The organism is Rhizobacter sp., from assembly GCF_031412495.1.
Taxonomy (GTDB): Bacteria; Pseudomonadota; Gammaproteobacteria; order Burkholderiales; family Burkholderiaceae_C; genus Schlegelella_A.
The window spans coordinates 1-14526 of sequence record NZ_JANODC010000424.1 but is presented as its reverse complement, the minus strand read 5'-3'; the positions used below and the strand labels follow the sequence as shown (position 1 = coordinate 14526).

The window sequence follows — 14526 nt, the reverse complement described above, 5'->3', positions numbered from 1 at the left end:
TCATCGTGCCGACGGTCGAGCGCGAGCTGCGCACCGGGTTCGTCTGGTCGATGGCGATGGCCGGCGGCACGCCTTCCACCTTGTCGACCGCCGGCCGGTCCATGCGGTCGAGGAACTGGCGCGCGTAGGCGCTGAAGGTCTCGACGTAGCGCCGCTGCCCTTCGGCGTACAGCGTGTCGAACACCCGGCTGGACTTGCCGGAGCCGCTCGGCCCGGTGACCACCGTCATCTCGTTGGTGCGGATGTCGAGGTCGAGGTTCTTGAGGTTGTGCTGTCGGGCGCCGCGGATGCGGATGACGCCGGAGGTCATTAGGAGAGGCTTTCGGAAAGGGAGCCGAGCATTTTAGGGATGCACCGATCCCCTCACCCGTCGACGGCCACGAACATCAACTCGCCCAGCGCCGCCGTCGATGGCGAGGCCTCGGTGGCGACCGCCGGCCGCTCGACCTTGCGCTCGGCGACGAGCAGCTCGGCGATCTCCCAGATCAGCTCGTGCGCCAGGATGACGGTGGCGACCTTCGCATCGATGACGCCCGCCCTCTGCAGCACCGCGTCGATGCCGCCGGTCGAGCTCAGCGCTGCCAGCGAGGCCTCGATGGCGAGCACGATGCGGCCGCCCGCCTGCGCCAGCGGCCCGTCGACGCCGGTGCGAATCGCCGGCACGCGCCAGCGGTCGCCGGGCGCCGAGCCCTGCAGCTGCGCGCTCTGGATCTCGGCGGCGCCGCGGGCGACTCGCGTGCCGCAGGTCAGCACGTCGGCGGCCAGCACCGGGTCGCCGGCGACGTGGGCCAGCGCCGCCGCGGTCGCCGGCGTCCAGGTCATCACCAGGCGCGCCGACCCGGTGCGCAGCTCGTTCGTCCCGGCGCCCGCATGGCGCGGCGGCCACAGGGCCCAGAAGGCGCCGCGCCAGTACGGCTCCTCGAGCGTCAGCGCCGTCTCCGGGATCGCACGCCGGTAGCGCAGCAATGTCCACAGCATGCCGTCGAGCACGTAGCCGAAGACGATGGCGAAGGCGTGGTTGCGCAGGTTGCGGTCGAACAGCAGGCGGTGGATGGCGGCCAGGTCGGCGTCCCAGGTGCCGACGAGGCGCGCCGCCTCCTCGCGCAGCGTCGCGCGCACGGCGGCCATGGTGTGCGGATCGAGGACCGGGAAGGCCGTCCGCACCTCTTCGCCCTCGACGGTGACCAGGCCGTGGTCGCGCAGCAGCACGAGCTGGCTCTCGGCCAGCAGCAGGCCCTGCTCGCGCAGCGCGCCGCGGGCGATGCCGTGCCGGGCGGCATGGAGCAGGCGGCCGTTGCCGTCGAGCCGGATCACGGCGTGCGGGGTGCGCCGGGCGGTGACGCAGAAGCAGTGCAGCGACCAGGCAGCGAGGTCGTCGGGCGCGGTGTCGGGGCTCATCGGCCCAGTCTGCCACCAGCGGCCTTCGCGCCCACGGCCGACAAGGTGACCCGAGGTCGCTAGACTGCCTCGATGAAGATCCATTTCGTGTCCGACATCGCCTGCCCGTGGTGTGCCGTGGGCCTGAGCTCGCTCGAGATCGCGCTCGCGCGTCTCGGCAGCGAGGTGCCGGTCGAGCTGCACTTCGAGCCCTTCGAGCTCAACCCGCAGATGCCGCCCGAGGGCGAGGACACGGTCGAGCACCTGTCCCGAAAGTACGGCCTGCCGCCGGCGCAGCTGGCGAAGAACCGCGAGAACCTGCGCCAGCGCGGCGCGGCGGTCGGCTTCACCTTCGGCGATCGGCCGCGCATCTGGAACACCTTCGACGCGCACCGCCTGCTGCACTGGGCCGGGCTCGAAGGCCGGCAGCACGAGCTCAAGCGGACACTGCTGACGGCCTACCACACGCGGGCCGAGAACCCGTCCTCGCACGAGGTCCTGCTGCGCCTCGTCGCCGAGGCCGGCCTCGACGTCGAGCGGGCGGGCGCCATCCTCGCCTCCGACGAGTTCGCCGCCGAGGTGCGCGAGCGCGAGCGGCACTGGCAGTCGCTCGGCATCCACTCCGTGCCGGCGGTCGTCATCGACGAGCGCCACCTCGTCTCCGGCGGCCAGCCGCCCGAGGTCTTCGAGCAGGCGCTGCGCCAGGTCGCTGCCGAAGCGGAGGCCTGAGCCCCGGCAATCCTGCACACCCTCGGCACACATTTGCAAACCTCGTGCAGCTGCGGCGGCGCCAGAATCGCAAGCCCCGTGACTGCCGAGTCCATCATGAACACACGCTTCGTCCTCCTCGCCGCGCCGATCGCCGCCTCGCTCGTCGGCGTCGCCGCGCCGGCGCTGGCCGCGCCGAACCTGGTCAAGGTCGGCGACACCGGCAAGGTCTCGGTCTGGGTCGACAAGGAGTCGATCCGGCGCATCGGCACGCAGGCCCGCGCCGCCCTCGAGTGGCGCTGGACCCAGGCCACGCCGGTGCCCGACCAGCCGGCGCGCATGTACCGCCTCGAGCGCCAGGTGCAAGTCTCGAACTGCGAGAACAAGAGCTACGCCGTCGCCGAGGGCACGCACTACGCCGACGACCGCGGCATCGAGCCCGTGGGCAGCTACAAGTACGACGAGACGATGCTGCCCTACACCATCGCGCCGGCGCGGACCATCCGCGACGCAGTCGTGACCTACGTGTGCCAGGCGACGCCGCCCGCGACCGCGAAGAAGTCCTAGTCTTCCCAGGGGCCCGATGGCGAACGGCACCGCGCTCACCGCTGCTGCCGTCGCCCTGTTCGTTGCCGGGGTCCTGCTCGGCTTCTCGGCCTTCGCCTCGCTGGTCCGGCTGCGCCTGATCCGCTTCGTCGTCCGCTCGCTGCTGGCGCTGCTGTTCCTGGTCGGCGGCGCCGGCCTCGGCCTCCTGGTCCTCGGCACGCAGGGCATGCGCGCCCTCGCCCACGAGGAGACGGCCGCCCGCATCAGGATCGTGCCGACCGGGCCGCAGGCCTACGACGCAACCGTGACCTTCGCCGACGGCCGGGTGCAGACCTTCGCCCTCGCCGGCGACGACATCTACCTCGACGCGCACATCGTCAAGTGGACGCCGCTCGTCAACCAGCTCGGCCTGCACACCACCTACCGGCTCGACCGCATCGGCGGCCGCTACCGCGCCCTCGCGCACGAGACGACGCGGCCGAGAACGATCCATTCGCTCGGCGTGCCCGGCGGGCTCGACATCGTCGGCATGGCCCGGCGCTTTCCGTTCGCCCGCGAAGTCTTCGACGCCCAGTACGGGTCGGCGACCTATGTCCCGGTCGAAGGCCCCGCCGAGCTGGAGCTGAAGGTGTCGACGAGCGGCCTGCTGCTGCGCCAGGCACCGCCCTCGCCCGGCCGGGGCACGGGGCCGGCTTCGTAGGCGTCGGCTGACGACAGGATGCGATCCGTGGATGCCGCATCTCCCGCGCCAGCGGTTAGCGTGGAGTGCTTTGAGGACTCCTCATGAAATTCGTCGTGATCGGCTGGCCGGCCCTGTCGTTGCTCGCACTGGCGGCCTGCACCAGGCAAACGCCCGACTCGGCGCCTGCCACCGCCGTCGTCATGCCGGCGAGCGCAGTCGCGCCCGCCGCGCCTGCCTCCGACCCTTCCTTGCCGCCGGCGTCGGTCGCGACGAACGCGCCGGCCACGCCACTGCCCGAGAAGACCGCCGTGCCCCCGGGCATGGCGGCGTCGGAGGTGGGGGCCGGGGCACCGGAGGCCGCGTCGGCCGCGGCGGCCAGGCCGGCGTCGGCGGCCAGCACGCCCTGAGCCAGTCCCGGTAGCCGCGCGCGCCCTCAGGCGGTCGGAACGAACAGCTCGCGCGCGCGCTCGACCGAGCCCTTGCGCAGCTTGCCGGCGATGGCCACCGCGGCGCGGGCGCCGAGCATGCGCCGGAAGGCGTCGCGAACCTGGCCGGCGCCGACGCCTTCGGTCCGCGCCGTCAGCTCGTCCGGTGATCGGATGCGCCCGTGCACGAACAGGTCGAGGGCGGCGTCCTCGAGCCGGCGCGACGGCCGCTCGTGCGCGCGCAGGCTGCGCACGGCCATCTGGTTGCGGGCCCGCTCGAGGTCGATGGCAGCGATGTCGGTCGCCTGCGCCGCGAGCAGGCGATGCACCTCGACGAAGAACTCGTCGACGTGCTCCGGCGCCGTCGACGCCTCGACGACGAAGAGGCCCGCGAGCTCGTTGACCTCGGCCGTGCACGAGGCGTAGTAGACGAGGCCGCGGCGCTCGCGGAGCTCGTCCATCAGCGGCGAGCTCATGCCTTCGCCGAACAGGGCCGCGGCGACGGCGCCGGCCGGGTCGTCGTCGCGCGCCGACGGCAGCGGGAAGCCGAGGACGACGTGCGTCTGGCTGGACCCGGCCTGCGCCTTCGAGGCGACGCCGCCGACGTACTCCGGCACGGCGACGAGGTTCGCGCTGCCGCGCGGCAGCGCGCCGAACGCCGCCTCGGCGTCGCGCACCGCCGCGTCGGGGTCGACGTTGCCGGCGACGCCGACGACGACGTTGGCGCCCGAGTACTGCGCCTGCACGTAGGCGAGCAGCTCGTCGCGGCTGAAGCGGCGGATGTTGGCGCGGTTGCCGATGACCGGCTGGGCCAGAGGGTGGGCGCGGAAGCAGGCGGTGTCGAACAGCTTGTCGGCGGTGGCCAGCGCGTCGTCGTCGTCCTCGCTCATCTCGTGCAGGATGACCTGGCGCTCGCGCTCGAGCTCGGCGGCCGGAAAGCTGCTGTTCTGGACGATGTCGCCGAGCATGCGCAGGAACGCGCCGGCGTCGCGGGCCCGGCCGCGCATGTGGTACGCGGTGTGGTCCTTGTCGGTGTGCGCGTTGACGTCGGCGCCGAGCCGTTCCGCGTCGAGGTTGATCTGCTGGCAGCTGCGCTCGTGCGTGCCCTTGAAGGCCATGTGCTCGGCGAAGTGGCTGATGCCGTTCAGGCGCCGGCTCTCGTGGCTGCTGCCGGTGCGGATGAAGACGCTGACGCTGGCGGTCTGGAGGTGCGGCTGGCGGACGACGACGACGCGGACGCCGTTGCCGAGGGTGGCCAGGGTCGTGTCGTCGTCGATCGCGCGTTCTCTCATCGCCCGGATTGTGGCCGCCGGGCCTCGCCCGGCGCTCAGTAGTGGATGCTGCGCGGCGCACCGCCGCCGGCGGCGATCGACTCGCCGTTGATCGCCACCGACTTCGGCGAGCAGAGGAAGACGACGACGTTCGCGACCTCGGCCGCATCGACGAGGTGGCAGATCGAGTTGCCGTGCGCCATCTGCCGCTCGACCGCCTGCTCGGTCGTGCCCTGCGCCTGCGCCCGCGCCTGCACCAGGGCCGCGGTGCGCTCGGTGCGCGTCGTGCCCGGGTGCACGCAGGTGACGTTGATGCCGCACGGGCCGAGCTCGTCGGCCAGGTTCTTGGCCATCGCCGCGACCGCGACGTTGCGGATGCTGCCGACGGTGTTGCCCGTCTGCCGCGCGGCCAGGCCGCTCAGGTTGACGATGCGGCCCCAGCGGTGCGCCTGCATGTAGGGCACGACGGCGCGGGCGCAGCGCAGGTAGCCCATGACCTTGACGTCCATCTCCTGGCGCAGAAAGGCGCCGGTGATGTCGGCCAGGGGCGGCGGCACCGCGTAGCCGCCCGGCTCGGCGGCCGCATTGACGAGGATGTCGATGCCGCCGCCGAGACCGGCGACGGCCTCGGCGATGGCGCGCGCGACCTGCCCGTCGTCGGTCGTGTCGGCGACGACGGCGACGACCGTGGCGCCGGTTTCCCGGGCCAGCTCCGCGGCGGTCGCGGCGAGGCGGTCCGGGTCCCGGGCGAGCAGGGCCACCGAGGCGCCCTCGCGCGCCAGCTCGCGCGCGATCGCCTTGCCGATGCCGCGGCTGCCGCCGGTGACGAGGGCGCGCTTGTTGCGGAGTTCGAGATCCATCGTCGTTTCCTTGGAGCGATGGAGGCGAGTGTGGACGACGCGGGCCCTGCCCGGCGGGCCTTTTCCGACCCCCTTGCTCGGGCTCACGACGACGACCGCTCCTCGCCTGCGCGCCGCGCCCGCCGTGTCAGGCCATCGGGTTCGGACGTACCATCGTCCGATCATTTCCATCGACGAGGAATCGCATGAGCGCCGACAAGGACCGCGGCATCCGCCGCCAGAAGCAGAAACGGGCCAAGGCCAGCAAGGCCCAGGAGAAGAAGGCCGGCACCGGGACGGTGCCGTCGGGCGCCGCGGCCAAGGGCGCGGCGTCGAAGCCGGCCGGCTGAGCCGGACCATTCAGCCGGCCCGTGCCGGAAAGGCCCGCAGCCGCCCCTGCACCACGGCCAGGATGGCGAGCAGCGGCAGCGCGAGCTCGAGCACTTCCTCGAGCGCCAGCAGCACGTGCCGAACGCGCTCCGGCACCGCGTCGAGGATCCCGAGGTCGACGATCACTGCCGGAAGCCGGTCGAAGGCCTTGGCGACCAGCATCAGCACGGCGAAGGTCGCCACCGTCACGATCGGGGCCCGCCAGCGCGAAGGCGCCGCGAACCAGCGGGCGCCGTGCCGCCTGAGCAGCAGCAGGAACGACAGCAGCACCGGCACCAGGATGCCCACGGCGACCGCGATCTGGCCCGGCGTGCCGTGCCGCAGATAGAACGACGCCTTGAGGATGCTGACCTGGAACAGCGAGGCGTGCAGGTCGGCCTCGCGCGCCGCGAAGGCGAGCAGGAGCAGGCCGATGGCCGCCTTGTCGAGGGCGGCCAGCGCCGGCAGGCGGGTGAGCAGCACGGTCGCAAAGGCCACCAGGAAGAGCCAGGCGGTGGCGGCCTCGACCGGCCCGTCCTCGGCCATGAAGTCGGCCGGAACGACGCTCGACATGCCCAGGCCGAGCAGCACGGCGACGCCGGCGCAGGCCAGTCCCAGCAGGACGGCCGCGTGGTGGTGGGCGAGCCCTTCCGCCAGCGGCTCGAAGAGGTCGCTGGCAGGGGGTGAATGCGGGAGTGGAAGCAAGGCGCGTCGCTGCGTGGGCTGAGGCGGGACTCTATCGGCAAGTTCGGCTGGGAACGCCATTTGCTCGAACTGCTCACCATGGAGCCGTTGGCACAAGGCACGGAAAAGCCGGATGCGCTGCCGGTCAGCGCCGACCGGGTCATCGAGCAGGTGCGCGACCATGCGGTGTTCCTGCTCGACGGACACGGACGCATCGCCAGCTGGAACGAAGGCGTTCAGGCGATCTTCGGCTGCGACAGGCCGGACTGGATCGGCCGGCCCGTCCGCGAGATCTTCACGCCGGAGGACGTGCAGGCCGGCGTTCCGGAACAGGAGCTGAAGCAGGCCCTGGAGACCGGGCGAGCCGACAACGATCGCTGGCTGCTGCGCCGATCCGGCAAGCGCTTCTTCGCCAGCGGCACGCTGTCGCGCATCGCCGACGACTCCGGGCGTGCGATCGGCTTCCTCAAGGTGGTTCGCGACGCCACCGAACGGATCCAGTCGCTCGAGGAGCGGGAGCGCCTGCTGCAGTCCGAGCGTGCCGCGCGCGCCGAAGCCGGGCGCCAGGCCGCGGAGCTCACCGCCGCGATCGAGGCGATCCCCGACGGCGTGTTCATCGGCGACAGCGACGGCATCATCCGCTTCAACAAGCGGGCGCTCGACATGCTCGGCGCGGAACCGGCCGACGCGTTGCGCGCGCGCCCGTCGGAGCTGGCGCGACGCTTTCGCATGCGCCGCGATCGCAGCGGCGACGTCCTCCCGCCCGAGGAGCTGCCCTTCGCGCGCGCCCTGCGCGGGGAGACTGCGGTCGCCGAGACGTGGGCCACCAAGCCCACCGGCGAGGACGTCCTCATCCGCGGCACGGCGGCGCCCATCGTCGTCGACGCACGAATCGTCGGCGCGGTCGCCGTCCACAGCGACGTCACCGAGCGGGTGCAGCTCGAGGAGAAGCAGAGCCGGCTGGGCCACGTCGAGACCGAGCTGCGCGAGCGCGAGGAGCAGCTTCGCGCCGTGTTCAAGGGCGTGCGCGACTACGCCATCTTCACCGTCGACATCGACGGCAGGATTTCGTCGTGGCACGAGGGCGCCGAGCTGATGAAGCTCTACACCGCGGACGAGGCGATCGGCATGCCGTTCGCGAAGCTGTTCACCGACGAGGAGCAGGCCTGCGGCCAGCCGCAGCGGGAGATGGAGATCGCGGCCCGCACCGGCGAGTACAAGGGCGAGGGCACGCGCGTGCGCGCCAACGGCGAGCTCTTCGATGCCGCGGTCGTGCTCACCGCCCTGCGCGGCCCGAAGGGCGAGCTGCTCGGCTACCTGAAGCTGACCCAGGACATCACCGACCGGCGCCAGGCGGAGCGCGAGCGCGAGGAGCTGCTGCGCAACGCCGAGGCTGCGCGCGCGGAGGCCGAACGCACCAGCAAGGCCATGGGCGAGTTCCTGGCCAGCATCTCGCACGAGCTGCGCACGCCGCTCGGCGCGATCCTCGGCTGGGCCCACATGCTCGAGCGCGCCAACCCCGACCCCAGCAGCCTGAAGCAGGCGCTGGGGGCGATCACCCGCAACGCCAAGGTGCAGGTCCAGCTCATCGAAGACCTGCTCGACCTGAACCGGATCGAGACCGGCCAGCTGCGGCTTGACGTGCAGCCGCTCGAGCCCGCCGGCGTCATCGCCAAGGCCATCGACGCCGTGCTGCCGGCCGCGACGACGAAGCACATCGAGATCCGCACCGTGCTCGACCCGAGAGCCGGCATCGTCTCGGCCGATCCGGAGCGGCTGCAGCAGATCGTCTGGAACCTGCTCACCAATGCGGTGAAGTTCACGCCACCCGACGGCAAGGTGGTGGTCGCCGTGACCGCCCTCCCCGGCCAGGTCGAGATCAGCGTCTCCGACACCGGCCAGGGCATCGACGCCGCCTTCCTGGCGCGGATGTTCGACCGCTTCCAGCAGCAGGACGCGTCGACGACGCGCCGGCACGGCGGGCTCGGCATCGGCCTGTCGATCGCGCGCCAGCTGACCCAGCTGCACGGCGGCAGCATGCGGGCCGAGAGCCCCGGCCCCGGCCGCGGCGCGACGTTCCGCGTCGCCCTGCCCCTGCTGGCGAACGGGCCGGCGAGCGCCAAGGCGGACTTCCTCCCCGCCACCGAGGGCTCGCCCGCCGCCGGCCCGGGACAGGCACGGCTCCAGGGCGTCACCGTGCTGCTGATCGAGGACGAGGCCGATGCCCGTGACGTCGCCGCCTACGCCCTTCGCAGCGCCGGCGCGCAGGTGCTGACGGCGGCGAGCGCCAGCGAGGGCTTCGACCTGTTCCAGTCGCATCGGCCCGATGCCATCGTCTGCGACATCGGCATGCCGGTGCACGACGGCTACGACTTCATGCGCTGGGTGCGCCGGCTGGGCGCCGACGAGGGCGGGCGAACCCCCGCCGCGGCGTTCACCGCCTTTGCCCGCGTCGAGGACCAGAGCCGGGCCCTCGCGGTCGGCTTCCAGGCGCACCTGGTGAAGCCGACGGAGCCGGCCGTGCTGATCGAGGCGGTGGCGGCGCTGGCGAAGGACCCCGCCTAGACGGGCCCCCCTTTCCACCGTGGAGGTGGCGCCGCCCGCGCTGCCCTGAGGCAGGGCTCGGCCGCTATCCTCGCGGCGCGCACCGAACCGGCGCGCGTGCCGGGAGCTTCTCCATGCCGATGAATCCGAACGCCCTGCAGCCGCTGAATGCGGCCGTCCTATCCGACACGCTCGACAGCCTCGGCCTGATGCAGCAGGCCATGAAGCCTTTCATGCGGCCGCTCGACGACGCCCTGCAGCTCATCGGCCGCGCCCGCACCGGCCTCTACATGCCGGTGTACGCGCCGCCGGCGCCGGGCGAGAACCCGTACGACGTGGAGATCGCGCTCGTCGACGACCTCGCGGCCGGCGACGTGGTCGTGCTCGCCTGCGATGGTCCCACGGAGCGCATCGCGCCCTGGGGCGAGCTGCTCTCCACCGCCAGCCTCGCCCGCGGCGCCGCCGGTTGCGTCACCGACGGCCTGGTCCGCGACGTGAAGCAGATCCGGGTCATGCGCTTTCCGGTGTTCTGCGGAGGCATCGGCCCGCTCGACACACAGGGCCGTGCCCGCATGGTCGAGCGCGACGTGCCGGTGCTCTGCGCCGGCGTCCTGGTGCGGCGGGGCGACCTCGTCTTCGGCGACGTCGACGGCGTCGTCGTCATCCCGCAGGAGGCCGAGCAGGAAGTCGTGCGCCGTGCGCTCGAGAAGGTCGCGGGCGAGAACCAGTCGCGCGACGCGCTGCAGCGGGGCGAGAAGCTGAGGGACGTGTTCCGGCGGCTCGGCATCCTGTAGCGCGCGCTCAGTCGGCGCGCAACGCGCCGGCGATGGCGGCGAAGGCGCGCCGGTCGAGGCCGTGCGTGACGCTGGTGTCGCCCGCGGGGTGCGACGAGAGCTTGACGATGACCAGCTCGGCCGCCGGGTTGATGTGCATGTGCTGGCCGTTCAGGCCCTTCATCTCGAAGCTGCCGTCGGCGTCGTGCGGTACCCACCACTGGTTGTGGTACGAGTAGCCGGCGCGCATAGCCTGGCCGCTGGCCCTGAACTTCTCGACGTCGGCGCCTTTGCGGATCTCCTCGATCACGCTCGCCGCGATGACCTGCCGCCCGCCCGAGCGGCCGCCGGTGCGCATCGTCTCGCCGAGCCGGCCGAGGTCGCGCAGGGTCGCGCTGAAGCCGACGCTGGTGATCTGCGTGCCGATCGGGTCGACCCAGACGTAGCCGTCGTCCTGGGCGCCGATCCGCGACCAGAGGCGCTCGGAAAGCAGCGCGGCGTAGCTCTTGCCCGTCACGCGCTGCAGGAGCCAGCCCAGGACCTCGGTGTCGACGGTCTTGTACCTGAAGCCGGCGCCGTGCTCGCCTTCCTTCTTCAGCGTGACCAGGAGGTCGGGGATGGTGCGGGGCCCGGCATAGGCGGCGGGCGCCGGCAGGAGGCCGGCGGCATGCAGGTACTGGAAGATGCCGGAGCTGGGGTCGCGGAAGTCTTCCCGGTAGGAGACGCCGGTCGTCATGTCGAGCGTCTGCTGCACCGTCGCGTCGGCCCAGGCGCTGTCCTTCAGCTCCGGCAGGTACTTGGTGACGAGGGCGGCCGGATCGATCGCCCCTTCCTTGATCAGCATCGTCGCGAGCAGGCCGGTGAGCGACTTGCTCATCGACCAGAGCGAGTGCGGCTGGTGCGGCGCCATGCCCGAGTAGTGCTGCCGGTAGACGACCCGGCCCTTGTGCAGCACGAGCAAGCCGTCGGTGAAGGTCGCTCGCTGCCAGTCGGCGAGGGTGATCCTGGCGCCCTGGTCGTCGGCGAACGGGAGCGTGCCGAGGTCGAGGAGCCGTTCGCGCAGCGGCGCCGGTGTCCCGTCGCCACGCCAGACCTGCGCCGTCGCGCCCAGCTCGCGCATGTGGTGGAACGCCCACCGGCCGTTCGGAAACTTCAGCACCGTGGCCAGTGTGACGATCTTGTCCTGCGGCGGCGGGAAGCCGGCCATCAGCCCGAGCTTGACGGGATCGGTGGCATCGGGCGACGGCAGCTGCGCCAGGGCGAGCGAGGCGCCGAGGACGAGGGCACCGGCGACGGCAAGGTCGCGGCGAAGGGCGAATCGTTTCTGCATGCGGGTCTTTCAGGGTGGAACAGGTGGGCGGGGCTGGATCACGGCGCCTTCTTGCGCGCGCTCCGACCGGGCACGGGGCGGATCGGCATGGCGGACGGGCTGCCGCTTCGGCCGCCCTTGTCCTCGCGCGCCCCGCGCACGAGAGCCGACATCGTCTTGCGGTGCAGCTGGCGCAGCTCGGCGTCGTCGGCGACGATCCCCGAGAGGCGCAGCATCACCAGGCCGTGCGTCGAGGCCCAGAGCATCTGCCCCAGGGCCTGCGTCTGCTGCTTCGAGACGCCCGGGCCGCCCACGGCGGCGAGGTACCTGACCATGCTGCGGCGCGCGCGCGCCAGGGCGTCGGTCAGCTCGGCACTGCCGCTGACGGCCGCCGGGCTGACGTCGAACATCATCCGGTACGCATCCGGGTTCTGCAGGGCGAAGCCGAGGTAGGCCTGGCCCACGTTGTGCGCGCTCTTGCGGGCATCCGGGCTCGACGCGCTCGCTTCCTCGATCACTTCGCTGAAGCGATTGAACGCGGCCGCCCGCACCGCCGCCAGGATCTCGTCCTTGTTCCTGAAGTAGCGGTACGCGGTCGTCGCGCTGCAGTCGAGCTCGGCGGCGATCTGCCGCATGGTCACGCCCTCGACGCCATGGCGCGCGAACAAGGCCCCGGCGACCCGGCAGACCTCGGCCCGGAAGGTCGCCACCTCTTGGTCGGTCAATGCAGGCCGCATTCGTGAACACCGTTTAATAAACAGCGTTGAATATACACCGGCGGAGGGCGGATGCAATACTGCCTCGGTGACAGTCGCCTGGTTCCTGGCCTACTTCGCCACCGGCGCCGTCGTCGGCTTCCTCGCCGGGCTGCTGGGCATCGGCGGCGGCATGACCCTCGTGCCGGTGCTGGCGGCGATGTTCGCGGCGCAGCAGTTCGCCCCCGACCACACCGTGCACCTGGCCCTGGGCACCGGCATGGCGTCGATCATGTTCACCTCGAGCGCCAGCGTCCGCACGCACCATCGGCTGGGCGGCGTCGACTGGTCGCTGGCGCGGCGCCTGGGCCCGGCCATGGTGGCGGGCACGCTCCTGGCAACCGCGCTGTCCGGCTGGATGCCGCAGCGGGCCCTGGCGCTGGCCTTCGCCGTCATCGTCTACGCCGGCGCGACGCAGATCCTGCTCGGCCGCAAGCCCGCGGCCGAGCGCACGCTGCCCGGGACGCCGGCGCTGGTGGCGATCGGCCTGCTGATCGGCGCCGTGTCCGGCCTGGTGTCGGCAGGCGGCGCGTTCCTGACCGTGCCGCTGATGCTGTTCTGCGGCGTGGCCATGACCACCGCCATCGGCACCGGCGCCGCGATGGGCGTGCCGGTGGCGATGGTCGGCACGCTCGGCTACCTGTTCAGCGGCTGGCAGGTGGCCGGCCTGCCGCCGCTGGCGCTCGGCTTCGTGTACGGCCCGGCCCTGCTCGGCATCGTCGCCGGCAGCATGCTCACCGCGCCGGTGGGTGCGCGCGCCGCGCACCGCCTGCCGGTGCGGACGCTGCGCCGCATCTTCGCCGCCCTGCTCTACGTGCTGGCGACGAAGATGCTGTGGACTTACGTCTGACCGGCCCCTCGCCGCGCCGGGGGCGCCGCCTCAGCTCCGCCCGGAACGGCGGCTGCGCGGCTGCAGCTTGTCGACTTCCGCCAGCTGCTGCCTGAGGAGGATGAGCAGCGAGCGCGCGTGGTCGACGGGCAGGCGAAGGCTGCTGGTCTCGGACGGTTCGTCACGGGCCGCGCGAGGCAGCACCAGGGCGTCGATGCCGAGCTCGATCATCCCCTTGTCGTGCCGGGCCGACTTGAGGCGCTGGACTTCGATGTCGTAGGTCTTCACGTGCATCCTCAGGAGACGCCGGGCCGGTTGCACCCGATCTGGTTGTCCATGGGTTCGTTGACGTCGGGCCGGAAGCCTACGTCGCTTTCGGTGGGCGCCCGGCCGACGCCCGTGCGGGACGCTGGCGAGCGGCTCGAGGCGCCCGGGCCGGGAGTGCCGCTGCTCGCCCGTGGGGCCGACCACGACCGCAGGATCAGCCGCTCGCACTCCGTCCTGACGACCGGCTCCTGGGTCATCGCCAACTCGTTGCCCGGCAACCGGTCCAGGCTGAGAAGCAGCCACCTGCAGAACTGCTGGTGCAGGTTGTGATGGCGGTTGCATACGGTGGTCTGCGACATCCGCGTCAGGAGCGCCTGCGTGTAGCGAAGCATCAGATGCAGGACGGGCCCGCCGCGTTCGAACTCGGCAACCAGGAAGGACGGCAGGCGATAGCCGGTGCCCGCGCTCCGGACGACCGCACGGCTGACCGTCGAGCCCCCCCCCCATGAACAGCGACACGCCGACCATGCCGTCCTTTCCGATCACGGCGATCTCGGCGATCTCGGCCGATGCGCCGTTCTTCACGTAGAGCAGCGAGACGATGGCCGTCGTCGGGAAGTAGACATGGTCGAGCACGGCACCCGGCTCGTAGATGACCTTGCCGAGAGGAAGCTCGACGACCTCGAGGTGCGGTCTCCACCTCCGGAACACGTTGTCTTCGAGCAACGCCAGGAGAGCATTGACGCTTTTCTCGACCCGGGCCAAGCGCTTACCTCTGTGCAGGCGAAAAAAGGGACGGCATGTTACGTTGCGGCTCGCCTGGCTTCAAGGTTCGGCTCACGATCGGCCGCCATGTACGGTAGCGGACAGACAACGGTGCCCGTTGGTACTAACTTGTCTCCTTGACCTCGCCCGATCATCACTCGCCCTCGCCCCCGCGCGCGGGCCTCAGCACCCTGACGCGCGCGCGATGGCGCCACGCCGTCCTCGCCGAACTGGCGGAGCCCGGATACATCGACCTGGCCCCGGTGCGCGACCCGCAGTCGAAGATCGTCGATTTCTCGACGACCCAGGTCAGTCCCGCGGCGGCGAAGCTGCTCGGCATCGACGACGAGCGGCGCGGACCTCGGCTGCTTGCTGCCATCGCC

The 14526-nt window shown here is 71.9% G+C and carries 17 protein-coding genes and 1 pseudogene; 8 read left to right on the top strand and 10 right to left on the bottom strand.

Translation table 11 applies throughout. The features are described 5' to 3' along the window. Together AC30N0_RS15685 and AC30N0_RS15680 are read right to left on the bottom strand one after the other, a co-directional pair. Positions 1-310: hypothetical protein (locus tag AC30N0_RS15685; RefSeq protein ID WP_489518837.1), on the bottom strand; the 310-nt coding region annotated here is incomplete at its 3' end. Between the two features lie 53 nt (positions 311-363). Next, a complete protein-coding gene (locus AC30N0_RS15680; RefSeq protein ID WP_489518836.1) occupies positions 364-1398 on the bottom strand; it encodes a hypothetical protein in 1035 nt (344 codons plus the stop codon). Positions 1399-1470: 72 nt separating this feature from the next. Between AC30N0_RS15680 and AC30N0_RS15675 the strand changes: the two genes are divergently transcribed. From AC30N0_RS15675 to AC30N0_RS15665, 3 genes are all read left to right on the top strand, one after another. Further along, on the top strand, positions 1471-2106 hold the full coding sequence (locus tag AC30N0_RS15675) for a DsbA family oxidoreductase (protein WP_489518835.1): 636 nt from the start codon (positions 1471-1473) through the stop codon (positions 2104-2106). A gap of 96 nt (positions 2107-2202) precedes the next feature. After that, positions 2203-2652 carry a surface-adhesin E family protein gene (locus AC30N0_RS15670; RefSeq protein WP_489518834.1) on the top strand — a complete coding sequence of 150 codons (450 nt, stop codon included), beginning with the start codon at positions 2203-2205 and terminating at the stop codon, positions 2650-2652. Between the two features lie 16 nt (positions 2653-2668). Next, positions 2669-3331, top strand: coding sequence for a hypothetical protein (locus AC30N0_RS15665; RefSeq protein WP_489518833.1), 663 nt, complete (start codon positions 2669-2671; stop codon positions 3329-3331). Positions 3332-3386: 55 nt separating this feature from the next. On the opposite strand, the gene AC30N0_RS15660 is transcribed toward AC30N0_RS15665, so the two are convergent. From AC30N0_RS15660 to AC30N0_RS15650, 3 genes are read right to left on the bottom strand one after another with little or no spacing between them, the layout of a single operon-like run. Beyond that, the gene (locus tag AC30N0_RS15660; protein WP_489518832.1) at positions 3387-3713 is read right to left on the bottom strand and encodes a hypothetical protein; all 327 of its coding nucleotides are present in this window, start codon (positions 3711-3713) and stop codon (positions 3387-3389) included. Between the two features lie 33 nt (positions 3714-3746). Continuing rightward, positions 3747-5030 carry a M16 family metallopeptidase gene (locus AC30N0_RS15655; protein ID WP_489518831.1) on the bottom strand — a complete coding sequence of 428 codons (1284 nt, stop codon included), beginning with the start codon at positions 5028-5030 and terminating at the stop codon, positions 3747-3749. A gap of 35 nt (positions 5031-5065) precedes the next feature. Then, on the bottom strand, positions 5066-5869 hold the full coding sequence (locus AC30N0_RS15650) for an SDR family NAD(P)-dependent oxidoreductase (RefSeq protein ID WP_489518830.1): 804 nt from the start codon (positions 5867-5869) through the stop codon (positions 5066-5068). Positions 5870-6054: 185 nt separating this feature from the next. Between AC30N0_RS15650 and AC30N0_RS15645 the strand changes: the two genes are divergently transcribed. Beyond that, positions 6055-6198, top strand: a complete 144-nt coding sequence (locus AC30N0_RS15645; protein ID WP_489518829.1) for a hypothetical protein — start codon at positions 6055-6057, stop codon at positions 6196-6198. 10 nt (positions 6199-6208) lie between these two features. Here the strand turns inward: AC30N0_RS15645 and AC30N0_RS15640 are convergent, their stop codons facing one another. After that, entirely contained in the window at positions 6209-6922 is a 714-nt protein-coding gene (locus AC30N0_RS15640; protein WP_489518828.1) for a hypothetical protein, read from the bottom strand. A 78-nt stretch (positions 6923-7000) separates the two neighbouring features. Here AC30N0_RS15640 and AC30N0_RS15635 point away from each other — a divergent pair, with 78 nt between their 5' ends. After that, positions 7001-9466, top strand: a complete 2466-nt coding sequence (locus AC30N0_RS15635) for a hybrid sensor histidine kinase/response regulator (protein WP_489518827.1) — start codon at positions 7001-7003, stop codon at positions 9464-9466. 113 nt (positions 9467-9579) lie between these two features. Next, the gene (locus AC30N0_RS15630) at positions 9580-10239 is read left to right on the top strand and encodes an RraA family protein (RefSeq protein ID WP_489518826.1); all 660 of its coding nucleotides are present in this window, start codon (positions 9580-9582) and stop codon (positions 10237-10239) included. Between the two features lie 7 nt (positions 10240-10246). On the opposite strand, the gene AC30N0_RS15625 is transcribed toward AC30N0_RS15630, so the two are convergent. Both AC30N0_RS15625 and AC30N0_RS15620 read right to left on the bottom strand, forming a co-directional pair. Further along, positions 10247-11548 carry a serine hydrolase domain-containing protein gene (locus AC30N0_RS15625; RefSeq protein ID WP_489518825.1) on the bottom strand — a complete coding sequence of 434 codons (1302 nt, stop codon included), beginning with the start codon at positions 11546-11548 and terminating at the stop codon, positions 10247-10249. 38 nt (positions 11549-11586) lie between these two features. Next, positions 11587-12252, bottom strand: coding sequence for a TetR/AcrR family transcriptional regulator (locus AC30N0_RS15620; protein ID WP_489518824.1), 666 nt, complete (start codon positions 12250-12252; stop codon positions 11587-11589). A gap of 79 nt (positions 12253-12331) precedes the next feature. On the opposite strand from AC30N0_RS15620, the gene AC30N0_RS15615 reads away from it, so the two are divergent. Further along, a complete protein-coding gene (locus tag AC30N0_RS15615; protein ID WP_489518823.1) occupies positions 12332-13132 on the top strand; it encodes a sulfite exporter TauE/SafE family protein in 801 nt (266 codons plus the stop codon). A 30-nt stretch (positions 13133-13162) separates the two neighbouring features. Here AC30N0_RS15615 and AC30N0_RS15610 read toward each other — a convergent pair whose 3' ends face one another. Then, complete coding sequence (locus AC30N0_RS15610; protein WP_489518822.1) at positions 13163-13399, bottom strand: hypothetical protein; 237 nt, start codon at positions 13397-13399, stop codon at positions 13163-13165. 224 nt (positions 13400-13623) lie between these two features. Beyond that, positions 13624-14110, bottom strand: a pseudogene (locus tag AC30N0_RS15605) (Crp/Fnr family transcriptional regulator); the annotation flags it as partial. A 170-nt stretch (positions 14111-14280) separates the two neighbouring features. Between AC30N0_RS15605 and AC30N0_RS15600 the strand changes: the two are divergent. Continuing rightward, a partial coding sequence (locus AC30N0_RS15600; RefSeq protein WP_489518821.1) for a hypothetical protein occupies positions 14281-14526 on the top strand: 246 nt, incomplete at its 3' end.

Coding starts and splice junctions, on each gene's coding strand:
- AC30N0_RS15670 (WP_489518834.1), top strand. CDS start 2,203: ATGAACACACGCTTCGTCCTCCTCGCCGCGCCGATCGCCGCCTCGCTC.
- AC30N0_RS15655 (WP_489518831.1), bottom strand. CDS start 5,030: ATGAGAGAACGCGCGATCGACGACGACACGACCCTGGCCACCCTCGGC.
- AC30N0_RS15645 (WP_489518829.1), top strand. CDS start 6,055: ATGAGCGCCGACAAGGACCGCGGCATCCGCCGCCAGAAGCAGAAACGG.
- AC30N0_RS15675 (WP_489518835.1), top strand. CDS start 1,471: ATGAAGATCCATTTCGTGTCCGACATCGCCTGCCCGTGGTGTGCCGTG.
- AC30N0_RS15680 (WP_489518836.1), bottom strand. CDS start 1,398: ATGAGCCCCGACACCGCGCCCGACGACCTCGCTGCCTGGTCGCTGCAC.
- AC30N0_RS15650 (WP_489518830.1), bottom strand. CDS start 5,869: ATGGATCTCGAACTCCGCAACAAGCGCGCCCTCGTCACCGGCGGCAGC.
- AC30N0_RS15630 (WP_489518826.1), top strand. CDS start 9,580: ATGCCGATGAATCCGAACGCCCTGCAGCCGCTGAATGCGGCCGTCCTA.
- AC30N0_RS15665 (WP_489518833.1), top strand. CDS start 2,669: ATGGCGAACGGCACCGCGCTCACCGCTGCTGCCGTCGCCCTGTTCGTT.
- AC30N0_RS15635 (WP_489518827.1), top strand. CDS start 7,001: ATGGAGCCGTTGGCACAAGGCACGGAAAAGCCGGATGCGCTGCCGGTC.
- AC30N0_RS15625 (WP_489518825.1), bottom strand. CDS start 11,548: ATGCAGAAACGATTCGCCCTTCGCCGCGACCTTGCCGTCGCCGGTGCC.